Source organism: Streptomyces abikoensis, assembly GCF_014648775.1.
GTDB classification, from domain to species: Bacteria; Actinomycetota; Actinomycetes; order Streptomycetales; family Streptomycetaceae; genus Streptomyces; species Streptomyces abikoensis.
In genome coordinates this window covers 30,028-46,689 of the sequence record NZ_BMRT01000002.1, presented here as the reverse complement: position 1 = coordinate 46,689, position 16,662 = coordinate 30,028, and the positions used below count along the sequence as shown (strand labels likewise).

Genomic DNA, 16,662 nt, shown 5'->3' with positions numbered 1-16,662 from the left:
TGATGACCCAACCGTAGAGAGATCAACAGAGACGGAGAATGGCTTTCTGTCTCCCTTTCATATCCGATCGTCTCAACTTGAGGTGATGGTGCCGGACGTGGTGTGCGGGTTCGCGGCCGGGCCCTCGGTGCTCAGCAGGACGACTACCGACGCCGGCCCGAGCCCCAGCGCCGCCCGTCGCCCGTCCGCGCCTGCGCCCGTGAGCGCCGCGCGGACGCCCGCGAGGGAGGCGGCACCGCAGGGGCCGGAGGAAACGCCGAGGGAGGCCAGATCGGCGGCCGCGCGGGCGCTTTCGGCGTCCGTGACGGTGACCGCCGCGTCCAGCCCGTCCCGGAGCACCGGCCAGGCGAGGTGGGAGACGGTGCCGCAGTTCAGGCCGGCCATCGTGGTCCCGCCGGTGGCAACCGTGACGGGCCGCCCCGCCACGAGGCTCGCGGCGAGCCCGGCCGCGTTCTCCGGCTCCACCGCCAGCAGCGCCGGGGCCCGCCCGTCCCGGCGGCTCCGGTAGTGGGTGACGACGGCCTGGGCCAGCGAGCCCACGCCCACGGGCACCGCCACGAGACCGGGAGCCCCCGCACGGGCGAGCGCGAGCCGGTCGTCGATCTCGGCGCAGAGCGTGGCGTACCCCTCGACGATCCACGCCGGGATCCGCTCGTAGCCGGGCCAGGCCGTGTCCTGGACCAGGACAGAGTCCGGCGCGGCGGCCGCCTCGGCCGCCCGGCGCACCGCCTCGTCGTAGGGCCCCGCGACGCGGGTGACCTCCGCCCCTTCGTCCTCGATGGCGGCCACGGCCTCCGGGTGGACGCCGTGCCCGACGAAGACGTGGGCGCGCTGCCCGAACAGCCGGGACATCCGGGCCACGGCCCGCCCGTGATTGCCGTCCGTGGCGGTCACCAACGTCACCGGGGCCGCCGCCCCCGCCCCGTCGGCCGCCTGACCGTTGAGGCCCCGGGTCCGCCCGTCGAGGACCCGGCGCACCGCCCAGGACGCGCCCAGCGCCTTGAACGCCGGCAGCCCCAGCCGGGACGACTCGTCCTTGACGAACACCCGGCCGACCCCCAACTCGGCGGCGAGAGCGGGAAGTTCGGTCAGCGGAGTCGGGGCGTAGCCGGGCAGGGAGGCGTGGAAGTCCCGCGCGTCGGCGGGCGCGGGCGCGCACCTCCAGGACCGGGCGGCCGGACGGACGAACCACGACGGAGTACGGGAAGAAGTGAAGTCCTCGGGCATGCCACCAGCGTGCGGCCGCACCCTTCGCACAGTCCAGCGCACGTTTCCCACCTATATTCATCAGGAAAACCGAACGTTCCGGCTGCCCCCCCCCGCAGGCCGGCGACCGCCATCGAAGGGCCGCGCCACCGATGTTCGACCTCCATCGACTGCGCCTGCTGCGCGAACTCAAGCACCGCGGCACCCTCGCGGCCGTGGCCGCCGCCCTCTCCTACAGCCCCTCCTCCGTCTCGCAGCAACTCTCCCAACTGGAGTCGGAGGTGGGCGTCCGGCTGCTCGAACCCGTGGGGCGGCGGGTACGGCTCACCCCACAGGCGGAAATCCTCGTCGCCCACACCGAGGCGGTCATGGAGCGTCTGGAGCGGGCCGAGGCGGACATCGCCACGTCCCTCACGGACCTCACCGGCACCCTGCGCGTCGCCGCGTTCCAGACGGCCGCGCTCACCCTGGTGCCCGCCATGCTGGGCCTCCTCCGCGAGGCCCACCCCCGGCTGCGGGTCCACGTCACGCAGATGGAACCGGAACGGGCCCTCCTGGCGCTCCAGGCCCGCGACTTCGACCTCGTCGTCGCCGAGGAGTACCCCGGCCACCCCACGCCCCGGCCCGCCGGGCTCGAACAGGAGCACCTGCTCGACGACCCCCTGCGCCTGGCCCTCCCCGTGCCACCGGCCGCCGTCGGCCGCGGCCCCACGGCGGCGCTGCGCGCCCTCGCCGGACGGCCCTGGGTGATGGAGCCCGAGGGCAGCGCCGCCCGCCACTGGGCCACCACCCTGTGCCGCGACGCGGGCTTCGAACCCGACGTCCGGTTCGAGAGCACCGACCTGCTGCTCCACCTCCGGCTCGCCGAGGAGGGCCACGCCGCGGCCTTCCTGCCCGACCTGGTGTGGAACGGCCGCCCCCCGACCGTCGCGCTCCGTCGGCTCCCCCGTGGCCGGGGCACGCGCACGATCCTCACCGCGGTGCGCCGGGGCGGCGGCCGCCACCCGGCCGTCGAAGCCTGCCGGGACGCCCTCCGGCAGGCCGCCGGAGGGTGAGACGAAGTGCTTGCCCGGCCCCGGTGACGCCACGGGCGGCGGACCCGCAAGTGGGCATCGGGGCGTGCGGAACCGGCGCGCAGGACGCCGCGTGGTGACGCGCGTCCCGCCCGGGGCGCCTCCTGTCGTACGACGTGACACCAGCGCCTCCACACGCCCTCGCCGCCCGGAGCGGGCCGGTACGTCCCCTGGGGAGAGATGGGAAGAGACGGGGAGAAGCAGGGACGGGTCCGCCGTCGGGATCGAGGTGACCGGTGCGCACGATCAGCGAGGACCCCGGCGGCCCGGACCGCCGGCTCGGCTCCGACCCCGTCGCCGTCGTCGGCCTGTCCGGACGGTTCCCCAAGTCCCGCGACATCAGGGAGTTCTGGGACAACATCGTGGCCGGCCGCGACTGCTCGGACATCGTGCCCGACAGCTGGTGGCGCCCGGACCGGTACTACGACCCCGACCCCTTCACCGAGGACAAGACGTACTGCCGCCGCGGCGGCTTCCTCACCCCCGAGCTCTTCGACCCGCTCGAATTCGCGATGCCGCCCAACACGGTGGACTCCACCGGACTGGTGCAACTCCTGAGCCTGGTGGTGGCCAAGGAGACGCTCAGCGACGCGCGACGCGGCAGAGAGGACTGGTGCGCCCCCTCCCGTACCGGGGTGGTCCTGGGCGTGTGCGGCACCAACTCCACCCTCATCCCGCTCGCCGCCCGCCTCCTGGTCCCCGAGATCCTGGAGACCATGCTCGCCATGGGCATCCCGGAGAAGCAGGCGAAGGAGATCGTCCGGATCCGGCTCGCGGCCCTGCCGCCCTGGACCGAGGACTCCTTCCCCGGCATCCTCGCCAACGTCGTCTCCGGACGCGTCGCCAACCGCCTCGACCTCGGCGCCGCCAACCACACCGTCGACGCCGCCTGCGCCAGCTCCCTGGCCGCCGTCCGCTGCGCCGTCGACGAGCTGATCTCCCGCCGCGCCGACGTGATGCTCACCGGCGGCTGCGACGCCGACAACTCGATCGTCTCCTTCATGTGCTTCAGCAAGACCCCCGCCCTCTCTCCCACCGGCGTCGTCCGTCCCTTCGACACCGAGGCCGACGGGACCCTGGTCGGCGAGGGCATCGGCATGCTGGCCCTGCGCCGCCTCGCCGACGCCGAGCGCGACGGCGACCGGATCTACGCCGTCCTCAAGGGCCTGGGCAGCTCCAGCGACGGCAACGCGCAGAGCATCTACGCCCCCTGTGGCGCCGGGCAGAGCGCCGCGCTGCGCCGCGCCTACGCCGACGCCGGCTGCCCACCCGCCACCGTGGGGCTGATCGAGGCGCACGGCACCGGCACCCCCACCGGCGACGAGGTCGAACTCACCGCGCTCAACGACCTCCTGGCCACCCCCGACGACCGGCACTTCGTGGCCGTCGGCAGCGTCAAGTCGCAGATCGGGCACACCAAGGCCGCCGCCGGCGCGGCCGGGCTCATCAAGGCCGCGCTCGCCCTCCACCACAAGGTGCTGCCCCCCACCATCAACGTGACCACCCCCCACGCGCAGGCCGTCCGCCCGGACGGCGCCCTCTACGTGAACACCACGGCCCGCCCCTGGGTACGCGACCCCTCGGGCACGCCCCGGCGGGCGGGGGTCTCGGCGTTCGGCTTCGGCGGCGTCAACTACCACGCCGTCCTCGAAGAACACCAAGGCCCCCGGGTGGAACGGGAGTACGCGCTGCACGACACCCCTTCCGCGTACCTCTGGCACGCGCCCGACAGGGCGGAACTGCTGCGACGGCTGGAGCGCGGCGACCCGCCCGACCCCGGGCCGGTCCCCGCGCCCCACGCCCGCCTCGGCCTCGTCGCCACGGGACGACCGGAGTACGAGGAGCTGCTCGCCCTCGCCGTCGCCCGATTGCGCGACCACCCCGGCGACGACACCTGGAGCCACCCGCGCGGCATCCACTACCGCACCCGGGCCCTGCCCCCCGGCACCAAAACGGGGGCGCTGTTCGCGGGACAGGGGAGCCAGTACCCCGGCATGGGCCTGCACGCCGCCCTCGCCCTGCCCCCGGTCCGCGCCGCCTTCGACGCCGCCAACGCCCGCTTCCCCGCCGCCGACAGCCTGGCCCGCGCGGTCTTCCCCCCACCGGGGACCGGCGACGCCACCCGCCACGCCGAACGGCTCCGCCGCACCTCCCACGCCCAGCCGGCCATCGGCGCCCTCTCCACGGGCCAGTACCGCTACCTGCGCGAGCTGGGCTTCACCCCGCACGCACTGCTCGGCCACAGCTTCGGGGAGCTGACCGCCCTGTGGGCCGCCGGCGTCCTGGACGACGCCGGCTTCACGGCCCTGGCCCACGCCCGCGGTCAGGCCATGGCACGACCGCCCGGCCCCGGCCACGACCCCGGCGCCATGGCCGCCGCCCGCATGAGCCGCGACGCACTCACCGAACTCCTCGCGGAACACCCCGAACTGACGGTCTGCAACCACAATGCGCCCGACGAGCAAACCGTCGGCGGCCCGACCGCCGCCGTCCGGCACTTCACCGACGCGTGCGCCGCGCGCGGCCTGCCCGTACGGCTCCTGCCGGTCGCGGCCGCCTTCCACACCCCGCACATCGCCCACGCCGCCCAGGAGTTCGCGACCGCCTGCGCCGAGGCCGCCTTCGCCCCTCCCGCACTGCCCGTTTACGCCGACACGGCCGGGGCGTCCTACGGCGACGACGCGGACGCCAACCGCCGCACCCTGGTCGGGCAACTGCTGCGCCCCGTCGACTTCGCCGCCCGCCTGGAGGAGATGCACGCCGACGGCATCCGGGTCTTCGTCGAGTTCGGCCCCCGGCGGATCCTCACCGGATTCGTCGAACGGACCCTCGGGCCCGGCCGCGCGGAGGTCGTCGCCTGCGACGCCGGGCCCGGGACGGACGCCTGCACGGCGCTCAAGCAGGCGGCCGTCCGCCTGGCCGTCCTCGGCCTGCCCCTCACCGGCGTCGACCGCTACTCGGCCCCGCCCCGCCCGGAGCGCCGGACGCCCTCCAAGGTGGCCCGCCGCCTGGACGGCCCGTTCTTCGCCGTGGAGAAGCGGCGCGGCGCCTACGAGGAACTCCTCGCCCGGCACACCGCCGCCGCATCGCGCGCCGAGCCGGAAGGCGCGCCCGCCCCGGCCCCGTCGCCGGCCCGGACCGAGGCGGCCGACCCGCTGACCCGCGCCGCCACCGACCACCTGGCCGCGCACGCCCGCTACGTGGACAGCGAGGTCCGCACCACCGAGCAGCTCGGCGCGCTCCTCGCCCGGGGCGCGGCGGCCGGCCGGATGGACGCGTCGCTGCTCGCGGCCATCCAGGCGGTCGCCGACCACAGCATGGCCCTCGGCGAGACGCACGCCCGCGCGGCCGAAGCGGTCTCCGGCCTCCTGCGACCGCCGTCGGGGCCACCCGAACAGGACGACCCGCTCCTGCCCGTACCGGCGGCGGTCGACGCGGTGACGGCGGAACCCCGCCCTGATGCCGGACCGGTGGCCGAGGACCAGCGCGCCGAGGACCAGCGCGCCGAGGGCCCGCACGCCGAGAGCAGGTCGGCGCTCGCCGAGCTGTGGGCGGCACAGAAGGGGGAAGTCGCGGCGACCGGCACGACGGACATCGGCTCGCTCGACCCCGACGAGGTCGAGGGAGTCTTCCGCGCCGTGATCGCCGAGAAGACCGGCTACGACGTCGACATGATCGAGCCGGACATGGACATCCAGGCGGACCTCGGCATCGACTCCCTCAAACAGGTCGAGATCGGCGCCGAGATGTGGCGCCGCTACCCGGTGATCGCCCGCAGCGAGATGTACCGCTTCAGCGAGGCCCGGACGGTCCGTGAACTGACGGCCATCGCCCAGGAGGTCATCGCCGAGCCCAGGCCCCAGCTCCTCTCACCGGTGGTGGGCACCGCGCTCGGCAGCGCCTGGGTGACTCCCATGGACCTGCCCGCGGTCGACGTCCGCGAGGACGCCTACCCGGAGAGCCCCCACGCCCTGCTGATCGACGACGCGGGCGGGCTCGCCCGTCTCCTCGCCGACGCCCTCACCACCCGTGGCTGGCGGGTCAGCCGACTGGCCCTCCCCGGCGCCGCCACGGAGACACCCGGGCTGACGGACTGGGCGGAGGACACACTCGCCGCCCGTCTCGCCGAGCTCCTCGCGGACGGCACACGTCTCGACCTGTGCGTCCTGCCCGTCAGCCGCGAGCCCGACGACAGCGACGGCAGTGGGGAGACGAACGCCGACCGGATCATCACCCGCCTCCGGCACGCGATCCTGGTGGCCAAACACACCCGCCCCGCCCTGGAGGCGGCGGCCCGGACCGGCACCCGCGCCGGCCTCGTCGCCGTCACCCGGCTCGACGGGGCGCTCGGCTACGCCGGTTCGGGCGGCGACACCGCCGCCGCCCTCGCGGGCGGGCTCGGCGGACTGGTCAAGACCCTCGCCCTGGAGGCGACGACCCTGTTCTGCCGCGTCCTGGACCTCGCCCCCGGCCTGTCCGACGAGGACGCCGGAGCGGCCTTCGCCACCGAGCTCGCCGACCTCGCCGGCGACGTCCGCGAGGTCGGCGTGGACACGACCGGCCGCCGCGCCCCCCGGGTCTCCGGCACCCCGTGGCACCGGTCCCCGGTGGCCGCCGGGGAGGTCGAACTCACCAAGGACGACGTCCTGTTGGTCACCGGCGGCGCCGGGGGCGTCACCGCCTGGTGCGTCGAGGAACTCGTGCGCGCCCACCACTGCGGCTGCGTCCTGCTCGGCCGCACACCCCTGACGGACGAGCCCGCCTGGGCCGCCGCGCTCGGCGGCCCGGAAGAGCTGCGGGCCGCCCTGGAGGCCCGGGCGCGCGACGCGGGAGAGGACCCCGGTGAGGAACCGGCGCGCACCCGCGTCGAGGAGGAGCTCGCCCTGCTCGTCCGGCAGCGCGGCATCCGCGCGTTCCTGGCCACCCTGCGCTCGTACGGCGCGGAGGCCGTGTACGCGGCGGCGGACGTCCGCGACCCGGACGCGGTGGCCACGGCCCTGGCCCCGTACGCGGACCGGATCACCGGCGTCCTCCACGGCGCGGGCGTCCTGCGGGACCGGCCGCTGGCCGAGGCGGACCAGGAAGGCATCGCCGCGGTCGTGGACACCAAACCGGCCGGCCTGCGGAACGTGCTCGCGCCCCTCGACGCCGCGCGGCTGCGGCACCTGGTCCTCTTCACCTCGGTCGCCGGAATCTGGGGCAATCTGCGGCAGGCGGACTACGCCCTGGCCAACGAGGCGCTCAACCGCTTCGGCTGCGCCTGGCAGGCCGCCCACCCCCACTGCCGTGTCGTCCCGGTCGCCTTCGGGCCCTGGACCGAGGGGATGGCCGCGGACCTCCACCAGATCTTCACCGAGGTGGGGGTGCCCGTGCTCTCCCGGGAGGAAGGATGCGCGCGGTTCCTGGAGCTCATGGCACCCGGCCGGGGCGGCGGGGTGGCGCTCGTCGGCCCGACCGAGGCGCTCTTCCAGCGGTGCGAACCGCTTCCCGACGCGGGTCTGACCGCGTACCGCGTGCTGACGGGGCTCGGTGAGGAGCCCGTCCTGCGAGCGCACCGCGCCGCCGGGGTGCCCATCCTGCCCATGACGGCCGCCGTGGGCTGGGCCCTGGGCGCCGTCGAGCGTGCCCACGGGGGAGGCCGGCCGGTCGTCGAGTGCCGCGACATCAGGATCGCCCAGGCGATCACCTTCCCGCCCGGGCACCCCGAGCGGTTCCGCGTCCGGCTGGAACGCGACGCGCGGCAGGCGGTCGTACCGTTCGTGCGCGTGAGCGTCGACGACGCCGGGGAACAGGGGAAACCGCGCTTCGAAGGGCGCTTCCGGCTCGCGGACCGGCCGGGCGAGGCCCCCGTGACGAGCCTGCGGCCCCGCACGTTCACCGACGCCCCGCACCCCGGCTACCGCGACGGCCGGCTCTTCCACGGCGCGGCCCTCAACGGCCTGCGCGACGTCCTGGAGGAGTCGCCCGGCCATCTGGTGATCACCGCCAGGATGCCGGACCCGGCCTTCGCCCACGGCGCGTTCGCCGGACGGCTGTACAGCCCGGCCCTCGCCGATCTGCTGATGCAGGGCGCCCTTCTGACGCTGCTGGCGCTGGCCGACGGCGACGAGATCCCCGTACCCGTCTCCGCCGAACGCCTGGAGCTGTTCGGCCCGCTCCCCGACGACGAGCCCTTCGTCATCACCGTCGACGTCGACGAGGCCACGACACCGACAGCGGCGTCCTTCTTCTCCCAGTGCGCACTGACCGCCTGCGCGCCCGACGGACGGCTCCTCCAGCGGTGGAGCGGCGTCCGCTTCGTGTGGATCGAGCCGGCCGCCCTGGCCGGCGGCCTCGCCGCCCGGGGCGCGGCGGGCCGGGGGTGACGGGCCCCGGGAGCGACCGGACCCGGCGTTGACCAAGGAGGAATCCTCATGGACGAGCTCGGATTCGAGGGGATTCCGCTGCCGCAACCGGCTGTCGCGCCGGCCGCCTCTCCGGCTCCCGGCCCGGGCGACCCGGAGGCCGTCGCCGCGCGAGCCGTCGCCCCGGAGACCGTGCCGGCGCTCACCGCGCGGCTCGCCGGGCGTCTCCAGCGCACGCACGCCGGCGTCCTGGCGGCCCATCAGGCCGTCATCGCCTGGCAGCTCGCCCGCGCGGCGGGCGGCCCGCCGGCCCTCTCCCCAGCCCCCGCCCCACCCCGGCCCGTCGACGCCGTGGCGACGATCCTGCACGCCGCCGCCCGTGCGCTCCGGGCAGAGGACGCCGGCCGGTACCCGGGCGGTGCCTCGCTCACCTGGCTGGACGAGGCGCCCGAACTCCCGGGCGGCGCGCCGCGCGTCGAGCGCGACGGCGAGGAGTGGCGGATCGGCGACGGAGAGCGGGCCTTCGCCGTCCTGGCACCGCACGGCCCGCAGGCATCCCGGCCCGAGCCCCCGGCCCCGCGCTTCCCGCCCGACCCCCGTCCCCTGGCCCGTACCACCGTGACCCGGCTGACCGCCGCCGACCTCGACGCGCTCGCCGCCGGCGACATCGCCCGCGTCCTCGGGGCCGCCTTCGACCAGAGCGGCCTGCCGACCGCCGCCCTCCCCGCGACTTGGCCCGCCCGGCTGCTGGAGGCCGTCACCTTCGCCGACCCGCGCGGCGGCCGGAACGGACAGGGCCTGCTGCTCGCCACGACCCGCCTGCCCGACCACGCCGAGGACGCGTGGCCGCACTGCGTCGCGGCGGCCCTGGAACTCATCCGCGTCCACACCTTCCACCAGGGCCTCCACCTGTGCCTGCCCGGCGCCCGCGCCACCCTCCCCGTCGGGCGGCCCGTCCTGGTGGACGTCCGCGGCACCCCGGCCCCGCCCGGCGCGGAACTCCGGCTGGAGGCCGAGGTCACCGCGACCGGCATGCTGCCCAGGCCGTACGCGACCGCCGACTGCCGGGTCACTGTCGCCGGCCGCCCCCTGGCACGGCTGCGGGACGTGGGCGTCGTGCTCAAGGAGGGGCCGGGGCAGGACGCCCTGGACCCCGCCCGGCCCGGCCTGCGCACCGGCGTCACCGGCAAGCGCGTCGTCGCCGGCGAGCTGCACACCGCGATCTTCGCCGAGGGCGACCTGGGCACGGTCCCGCTGCCGGGGAGCACCACACGGGTCACCGGCCGGGTCCGGCCCCGGCTGCCCCGGGGGGACTTCCGCATGCTGGACCGCGTCGTCGACGGGCACGGGGAGTGGGACGCGTACCGCCCCGGCAGCTGGGGGCTCGCCGAGTACGACGTCCCGGCCGACCCCTGGTACGTACGGGAGAACGGCGGGACGATGCCGCAACTCGCCCTCATGGAGACCGCGCTCCAGGCGGCGGGCCTGTTCAGCGGCATGCTCGGCGTCGCGGGCGCGTACCCCGACGGGCACCTCTCCTGCCGCAACCTCGACGGCAGGGCACGGCTGCTCCGGCACGTCGACACGCCCGGCACCACCGTGGAGCAACACGTCACCCTGCGGTCGCACTCACCCCTGCCCGGCGGCGTCATGCACCGCTACGACTTCCAACTCCGCGCGGGCGGCGAGCCCTTCTACGAGGGAGAGGCCGTCCACGGCTTCTTCACCCCCGAACTGCTCGCCGAGCAACAGGGCCTGGACGGCGGCACCTACCGGCCCCCCTGGCTGGAACGCCACCCGCCCGCCCCCGCCGACGTCCGCCGGCTGGACCCCCGCCGGGACCTCCGGCCGGGGCGCGGCCGCCTCGCGCTGCTGGAGGACGTCGCGCTCGTACCCGGCGGCGGCGACCACGGCGCCGGCTACGTCCTGTGCGACAAACCCGTGCGGCGCGACGACTGGTTCTTCCACCACCACTTCTTCCAGGACCCCGTGATGCCGGGCTCCGCGGGGGTGCAGATGCTCTACCAGGCGGTGCACGCCTACGCCCTCCACACCGGCCTGCTCGACCACCTCGTCCGCCCCCGCCTCCACATCGCCGTCGGCGAGGAGCTCCACTGGTCCTACCGGGGGCAGATCCTGCGCGAGCACCGGCGGGTGCGCGGCGAGGCGCACATCCGCGAGGTACGCCGCGAGGACCGCCGGGTCCTGCTGTTCGCCGACGGCAGTGTCTGGCGCGACGACCTGCGCATCTACCAGGTGGACAACATCGCGGCCGACATCCGCGGGGAGGCCGCGTGACCACGCGGGGGAGGGGAACGGCGATGACGGACGCTCGGGTGCGGTACGACGCCGAGGGCGTCCACACGGTCCTGGCCGACCTGGAGCGCCCCTGCTACATCGTCGGCGACGGTGGCCGCGTGGGCGCCACCAACGCGCCGCCCCTGCCCGGTGACGGCCTCACCGTCCTGGCCGCCGTCGCCCCGCAGCACCCCGACCGGCTCGGCTCCGCCGGGTTCCGTCGGCACCACGGCGTCCGCTACGCCTATATGACCGGCGCGATGGCCGGTGGCATCGCCTGCGAGGAGCTGGTCATCGCCGCTGCCCGGGCCGGGCACCTCGCCTCCTTCGGCGCCGCCGGGCTCCCCGAGGACCGGATCGACGCGGCCCTGCAACGGCTGGAGAGCGCCCTCGGCTCCGCCGGTGTGCCGTACGCGTGCAATCTCATCCACAGCCCCATGGCACCCGCTCAGGAACGCGCCTGCGTCGACGCCTGCCTGCGCCACCGCGTGCGCTGCGTGGAGGCGTCCGCCTTCGTCCAGCTCACCCCCGACCTCGTGCGCTACCGACTGGCCGGCCTCCACCGCGACCCGGGCCCCCCGGGGGTACGGGCCGAGCACCGGGTCGTCGCCAAGGTCTCCCGCCCGGAGACCGCCGAACTGTTCCTCCGCCCGGCCCCCGGCGAGCTGACGGCCGCCCTGGTGGCCGACGGGAGCGTCACCGCCGAACAGGCCGAACTCGCCCGCACGGTCCCGCTCGCCGACGACATCACCGTCGAGGCCGACTCCGGCGGGCACACCGACCGCCGCCCCCTCGCCGTCCTGCTGCCCGCCGTCGTCCGCCTGCGCGACCGCGTCGCCCGCGAGCATCCCGCCACCGCGCGGGTGCGCGTCGGCGCGGCGGGCGGCATCGGCACCCCGGAAGCCGTGGTGGCGGCCCTCGCGCTGGGCGCCGCGTACGTCGTCACCGGGTCGGTCAACCAGGCCGCCACCGAAGCGGCCACCTCACCGGCCGTCAAACGGCTCCTGGCGGGCGCGGGCCTCGCCGACTGCGCCATGGCACCGGCCGCCGACCTGTTCGAACAGGGGGTGACCGTCCAGGTCCTCGCCCGGGGCACCATGTTCCCCGGCCACGCCGGCCGGCTGTACCGGCTCTACCGCGACCACGACAGCCTGGCCGCCCTGCCGCCCACGGAACGCCGCTACCTGGAACAACGCGTCCTGCGCCGCCCCCTCGACGACGTCTGGCGGGACACGGCGGACTACCTGGCGACCCACCACCCGGCATGGCGCGAGCGCGCCGAGCGGGATCCCAAATTCCGGATGGCGATGGTCTTCCGCTGGTACCTGGCCATGGCCTCGCGCTGGGCCGTCACCGGTGAGGCCGGGCGCAAGGGGGACTGGCAGATCTGGTGCGGTCCCGCCATGGGCGCCTTCAACGCCTGGACCGCCGGCAGCGCCCTGGCCGACCCCGCCCGGCGCCAGGTCACCGCCATCGCCCACCACCTCCTCCACGGTGCCGCCTTCCACGCCCGCGTCACCCAACTGCGGCTGGCGGGCGTGCGGTTGCCCGCCGCGTGCGCGGAGTACCGGATCGGCGACTTCCCCGTCACGGGCTGACGAAGAAGCCGTTGAGCCGTGGGGCCAGCCACGGCCTGCGGCCGCCGGGACGCATCGCGCCACGGACGATCGCCTTCCAGAGGGGGACACGGCGGAAGGCGATCAGCAGGAAGGTCGTCGGGTCGGTCGTGATCCGGCAGTCGTAGGCGCGCGGCGGCGCGTCCCGCGTCACCGTCGCGGTCCCGTCGTCGACGACGACCGCCAGCCGTGGCCCGCCCTCGACGGCGAGGTCGAAGGCGATGCGGACGCCCCGCGCCCGGGCCGCGTCGACGGCGAACGGCATCATCGTCGGCATCGACTGCCCGAGCACCAGCCGCGCGTCGTCCGGCGCGATCGCCCAGGGGAGCCTGGCGCCGCGAGCGATGTCGAGGCCGTGCAGCAGGGTCTCGCTCAGCATCATGCCGGTGGCCGCCGCCAGGGTGATGGTGACGCCCGGCCCGTACCAGGGCGTCGTGACGGGCGCGTCCGGCGCGAGCCCCTCGGTGACCCGCAGGAACGTATCGCCCCGTTCCAGGACCAGCGCGCCGAGACGCGTACGCGCCTCCTCGCCGATCAGGCCGAGCGCCTTGGCGTTGACCGAGGCGACCCGCTCGGCGAAGGTGCGCTCACCCGCCGGCAGCACGCTGTCCCAGTCCTGGAACTCCTGCGTGAACGCCGAGCCGTACGCCACGTAGACGGCGCACACATGCGCACCCACATCGCCCACCGTCCACGGCGGCACCCCCGAGGGCGCCCCCGGGTCGGGGACGTCACCGAGCAGCCCCGCCAGCCGCCGCACCCCGGCCCGCAACGCCGCACGGGCCCTGTCGTGCTCGGCCCCGTGCTCGTCCGCCCCGGCGTCGAACCGGCCGGCAGTACCCATGGGCCACCCCCTCGGCGAAGGACGGCCCGCAGGGTACCGCGCGGCTCGTGCTCATGACAGACGGCGCCGGTAGACCGAGTGCTGGACGTGCTCCTTGGCCGGGCCGGTCGTCCGCCAGCGCACCCGCCATTCGTCGGGGGAGACGACCGTGAAGGCGCCGTCGTAGAGGTCGGCGACGCACGGGTGGCGCGTGTGCCAGCGGCCCGTGCGGAGGTCCAGGTCGTGGAAGGGGCGGCCGTCGGCGAAGGTCACCTCGGCGGTGCCGGCCGGGCCGGGCAGGAGCCCGAGCGTCCGGCCCGCGCGGTTGACCGTGCCGTTCCAGTCCAGCTCGCCGTCCTCGACGTGGAGCAGGCGGGCGCCGTCGCCGTCCGCCCGGAACTCGGCCGTGCCGCGGAACGTCCCGGCCGACCCGGTGGCCAGGTCGGTGAGCGTGCGCTCGACCGTCCAGCTCCCGGTCAGGAACGCCAGGACGTCGGGCACCGGGAAAACGGCGGACGGCGAGGGCCGCCCCGACGGCCCGGACGGCTCGGTCGGCCCGGACGGGGGAGCGGTGGCGGCGGCGGAACTCATGCCCTCAGTATCGCCGCCCCGGCGGCCGGACCCGGGACGCGCCGTTCGCCCTCGGCACAACCGGTCCGCTCCTGGCGTACTCCTGTTCCCCCGGCGGCTTCCGTGCGCAGACTCAGCCACATGAGACTTCTGGTGATCGGTGGCTCGGTGTTCCTGGGAAGGGCGTTCGTCGAGGAGGGGCTGCGGCGCGGCTGGGAGGTGACGGTCTTCAACCGGGGCAGGACGCAGGCCGACCCGGACGGCGTCCGGGTGATCCGGGGCGACCGCGAGCGCCCCGAGGATCTCGCCCGGCTCGCCGCGGCGGGCCCCTGGGACGCGGTGGTGGACGTCTGCGGATACGTCCCCCGCGTCGTGAGGGCCTCGGTCGAGGCGCTGGCCGGTTCGGCGGCCACATATCTGTACGTGTCCTCCATCAACGCCCGCCCCGGCTGGCCCGCCGAGCCCGTGGACGAGAGCTCGCCCCGGCACGAGTGCGCCCCGGACGCGGGCCCCGACGACGGCGACTACGGCAAGCTCAAGGTCGGCTGCGAGCGCGCCGTGGAGGAGGGCTTCCCCGGGCACGCGCTGATCCTCGAACCCGGCCTGATCATCGGGCCGCACGACCTCGCGCGCCGCCTCACCTGGTGGCTGCGCCGGGCCGCGCAGGGCGGCAGGATGATCGCCCCGGGCGCGCCCGGCCGCGAGATGCAGCTCGTCGACGCCCGTGACATCGCGGCGTTCGGCCTGGACCGGATCGTGGCCGAGGACGCCGGGACGTACCTGGTCAGCGGCACGCCCGCGAACACGACCTGGGGCGAGTTCCTGGACACGTGCGTGGCCGAGACCGGCGGCCGGGCGGAACTGGTCTGGGTGGGCGACGAGATCCTGCTGGAGCACGAGGTCGCCGTCTGGACCGAACTCCCGCTGTGGGCCCCGGAGGGCGGGGAGACGGCCGCGGTCTGGCGGCCCAGCTCGGCCAAGGCCATAGCGGCGGGCCTGCGCTGCCGTCCCGTCACGGAGTCCATCCGCGACACCGCCGCCTGGCTGTTCGGCCCCGGCGGCCTCGACGAGGCGTTCGGCCCCACCCGCACGGGCCGTGAGGCTCGGCCCCTCACTCCCGAACGCGAGCAGGTCCTGCTGGCGGCCGTGGACCGGTAACCCCCCGTAGGCCGGGGCCGCGCTCTTCCGGCGCGGCTCCGGCGGGCTGTACGTTCCGTGCATGCCCGCCCGATCCCGTACCGTCGCGCCGCCCGGGTGGAGCCGATGGCTCGTGCCACCCGCCGCGCTCTCCATCCACCTCGCCATCGGTCAGGTCTACGCCTGGAGCGTCTTCAAACCACCGCTGGAGGCATCGCTGGGGCTCTCCGGCACCGCGTCGGCGCTGCCGTTCCAGGTGGCGATCGTCATGCTCGGCCTGTCCGCCGCGTTCGGCGGCACGCTGGTGGAACGCAAGGGGCCGCGCTGGGCCATGGCCGTGTCGGCCCTCTGCTTCTGCTCCGGCTTCCTGGTGGCCGCGTGCGGGGCGGGCACGCGGCAGTACTGGCTCGTGGTGGCGGGCTACGGCCTCATCGGCGGCACCGGCCTCGGCATCGGCTACATCTCGCCCGTCTCCACCCTCATCAAGTGGTTCCCCGATCGGCCGGGACTCGCGTCCGGCATCGCCATCATGGGCTTCGGCGGCGGCGCGCTCATCGCCTCGCCCTGGTCCACCGCGCTGCTGTCCGCCTTCGGCAAGGACGCGACGGGCATCGCGAGGACGTTCCTCGTCATGGGCCTCGCCTACGGCGTCTTCATGACGCTCGGCGTCCTGCTCATCCGGGTACCACCGGACGCGGACACGGACGGGCACGCGGACGGGCGCGGGGCGGGCACGAGCGACGCACCGGCCCGCCCGGCGGCCGCCACGGCCCAGGTGTCGGCCCGTACCGCCCTGCGCACCCCGCAGTTCTGGTGTCTGTGGGTGGTCCTGTGCGCCAACGTCACCGCGGGCATCGGCATCCTGGAGAAGGCCGCGCCGATGATCACGGACTTCTTCGCCGAGTCCTCCTCGCCCGTCACGGCCACCGCCGCCGCCGGATTCGTCGGTCTGCTCTCGCTCGCCAACATGCTGGGCCGGATCCTGTGGTCCTCCGTCTCCGACGCCGTCGGCAGGAAACACGTCTACCGGCTCTACCTCGGCGCCGGCGCGCTGATGTACCTGCTGATCGCGCTGACCGGCGGCTCCTCCAAGCCCGTGCTCATCGTCTGCGCGGCCGTCATCCTCTCCTTCTACGGCGGCGGCTTCGCCACCGTGCCCGCCTACCTCAAGGACCTCTTCGGCACCCACCAGGTCGGCGCGATCCACGGCCGGCTGCTCACCGCCTGGTCCACGGCCGGCATCCTCGGCCCCCTCATCGTCAACGCCATCGCCGACGCGGGGAAGTCCGCCGGCCACACCGGGCCGGGCCTGTACACCACGTCCTTCTTCGTCATGATCGGCGTGCTGGCCCTGGGCTTCGCCGCGAACGAGTTCATCCGCCCGGTCCACCCCCGCCACCACGAACCGGCGGGCGCGGAAAGGAGCGCCGCCGTCGCACCGGACGAGGGAGTCGCGCTGTGACCACCGGACGCAAGGCACTGTTCGTGTTCAGCTGGCTGTGGGTGGGAGCGCCCTTCGCCTACGGCGTCTACGAACTCACCCTCAAGCTGCGGCAGCTGTTCACCGGCTGAACGCGCTCGAACACCCGGGGCGG

General features: G+C 75.3%; 10 protein-coding genes. 7 read left to right on the top strand and 3 right to left on the bottom strand.

All coding sequences use genetic code 11. The annotated features are described in order from the left end of the window. Positions 1-72 precede the first annotated feature (72 nt). Positions 73-1,227 carry a diaminopropionate ammonia-lyase gene (locus IE096_RS07090; RefSeq protein WP_189449776.1) on the bottom strand — a complete coding sequence of 385 codons (1,155 nt, stop codon included), beginning with the start codon at positions 1,225-1,227 and terminating at the stop codon, positions 73-75. Positions 1,228-1,358: 131 nt separating this feature from the next. Between IE096_RS07090 and IE096_RS07085 the strand changes: the two genes are divergently transcribed. From IE096_RS07085 to IE096_RS07070, 4 genes are all read left to right on the top strand, one after another. Then, on the top strand, positions 1,359-2,261 hold the full coding sequence (locus tag IE096_RS07085) for a LysR family transcriptional regulator (RefSeq protein WP_189449774.1): 903 nt from the start codon (positions 1,359-1,361) through the stop codon (positions 2,259-2,261). Positions 2,262-2,515: 254 nt separating this feature from the next. Continuing rightward, positions 2,516-8,644, top strand: a complete 6,129-nt coding sequence (locus tag IE096_RS07080; RefSeq protein WP_229820014.1) for a type I polyketide synthase — start codon at positions 2,516-2,518, stop codon at positions 8,642-8,644. 48 nt (positions 8,645-8,692) lie between these two features. Further along, positions 8,693-10,921 carry a hotdog family protein gene (locus IE096_RS07075; RefSeq protein ID WP_189449772.1) on the top strand — a complete coding sequence of 743 codons (2,229 nt, stop codon included), beginning with the start codon at positions 8,693-8,695 and terminating at the stop codon, positions 10,919-10,921. Positions 10,922-10,944: 23 nt separating this feature from the next. Then, positions 10,945-12,519 carry a PfaD family polyunsaturated fatty acid/polyketide biosynthesis protein gene (locus IE096_RS07070; RefSeq protein ID WP_189449769.1) on the top strand — a complete coding sequence of 525 codons (1,575 nt, stop codon included), beginning with the start codon at positions 10,945-10,947 and terminating at the stop codon, positions 12,517-12,519. Here IE096_RS07070 and IE096_RS07065 read toward each other — a convergent pair. Both IE096_RS07065 and IE096_RS07060 read right to left on the bottom strand, forming a co-directional pair. Further along, complete coding sequence (locus tag IE096_RS07065; protein ID WP_189449767.1) at positions 12,509-13,381, bottom strand: maleylpyruvate isomerase N-terminal domain-containing protein; 873 nt, start codon at positions 13,379-13,381, stop codon at positions 12,509-12,511. The two genes, IE096_RS07070 and IE096_RS07065, sit on opposite strands and share 11 nt — an antisense overlap. A 51-nt stretch (positions 13,382-13,432) precedes the next feature. Further along, positions 13,433-13,951: a DUF6314 family protein gene (locus IE096_RS07060; RefSeq protein ID WP_229820013.1), complete on the bottom strand. Its 519-nt coding sequence runs from the start codon at positions 13,949-13,951 to the stop codon at positions 13,433-13,435. A gap of 120 nt (positions 13,952-14,071) precedes the next feature. On the opposite strand from IE096_RS07060, the gene IE096_RS07055 reads away from it, so the two are divergent. The 3 genes from IE096_RS07055 (at position 14,072) to IE096_RS32235 (ending at position 16,639) form a co-directional block, all read left to right on the top strand. Continuing rightward, on the top strand, positions 14,072-15,088 hold the full coding sequence (locus IE096_RS07055; protein WP_189449765.1) for an NAD-dependent epimerase/dehydratase family protein: 1,017 nt from the start codon (positions 14,072-14,074) through the stop codon (positions 15,086-15,088). A 61-nt stretch (positions 15,089-15,149) separates the two neighbouring features. Continuing rightward, entirely contained in the window at positions 15,150-16,529 is a 1,380-nt protein-coding gene (locus IE096_RS07050) for an OFA family MFS transporter (protein ID WP_189449763.1), read from the top strand. Continuing rightward, positions 16,526-16,639 (top strand): MFS transporter small subunit, encoded by a 114-nt coding sequence (locus IE096_RS32235; protein ID WP_419096297.1) that lies wholly within the window; start codon positions 16,526-16,528, stop codon positions 16,637-16,639. The genes IE096_RS07050 and IE096_RS32235 overlap by 4 nt, the downstream gene beginning before the upstream one ends. Positions 16,640-16,662 lie beyond the last annotated feature (23 nt).

Coding starts and splice junctions, on each gene's coding strand:
- IE096_RS07090 (WP_189449776.1), bottom strand. CDS start 1,227: ATGCCCGAGGACTTCACTTCTTCCCGTACTCCGTCGTGGTTCGTCCGT.
- IE096_RS07085 (WP_189449774.1), top strand. CDS start 1,359: ATGTTCGACCTCCATCGACTGCGCCTGCTGCGCGAACTCAAGCACCGC.
- IE096_RS07075 (WP_189449772.1), top strand. CDS start 8,693: ATGGACGAGCTCGGATTCGAGGGGATTCCGCTGCCGCAACCGGCTGTC.
- IE096_RS07070 (WP_189449769.1), top strand. CDS start 10,945: ATGACGGACGCTCGGGTGCGGTACGACGCCGAGGGCGTCCACACGGTC.
- IE096_RS07065 (WP_189449767.1), bottom strand. CDS start 13,381: ATGGGTACTGCCGGCCGGTTCGACGCCGGGGCGGACGAGCACGGGGCC.
- IE096_RS07060 (WP_229820013.1), bottom strand. CDS start 13,951: ATGAGTTCCGCCGCCGCCACCGCTCCCCCGTCCGGGCCGACCGAGCCG.
- IE096_RS07055 (WP_189449765.1), top strand. CDS start 14,072: ATGAGACTTCTGGTGATCGGTGGCTCGGTGTTCCTGGGAAGGGCGTTC.
- IE096_RS07050 (WP_189449763.1), top strand. CDS start 15,150: ATGCCCGCCCGATCCCGTACCGTCGCGCCGCCCGGGTGGAGCCGATGG.